1 tRNA gene and 1 rRNA gene are annotated in these 336 nt (G+C 46.1%); both read left to right on the top strand.

The window, feature by feature from the left end:
• A 16S ribosomal RNA gene (locus tag BSPA111_RS22465) occupies nucleotides 1-82 on the top strand; the annotation flags it as partial.
• A 69-nt stretch (nucleotides 83-151) separates the two neighbouring features.
• Nucleotides 152-228: transfer RNA gene (locus BSPA111_RS22460), tRNA-Ile, on the top strand.
• Nucleotides 229-336: the final 108 nt, after the last annotated feature.

Here is a 336-nt window from a genome sequence, read left to right as displayed (position 1 = left end):
GCTTACCACTTTGTGATTCATGACTGGGGTGAAGTCGTAACAAGGTAACCGTAGGGGAACCTGCGGTTGGATCACCTCCTTACCTAATAGATACAAACCCGCGTAGTGCTCACACAGATTGTCTGATAGAAAACGAGCAGTAAAACCTTATAGGCTTGTAGCTCAGGTGGTTAGAGCGCACCCCTGATAAGGGTGAGGTCGGTGGTTCAAGTCCACTCAGGCCTACCAAATTCTTTGCTATCCTGCGTTACAACACCACTCACATACTTAAGTATGCTTCGTGGTGCTGCGCCTTGACTAGCTAAGAATTAAGGTAAATCAAAGGTTTTACGAAAT

It is taken from the genome of Buttiauxella sp. A111, assembly GCF_014189855.1.
Taxonomy (GTDB): domain Bacteria; phylum Pseudomonadota; class Gammaproteobacteria; order Enterobacterales; family Enterobacteriaceae; genus Buttiauxella; species Buttiauxella selenatireducens.
The sequence above is the reverse complement of the archived record's forward strand: the minus strand, read 5'-3'. Positions and strand labels throughout refer to the sequence as shown.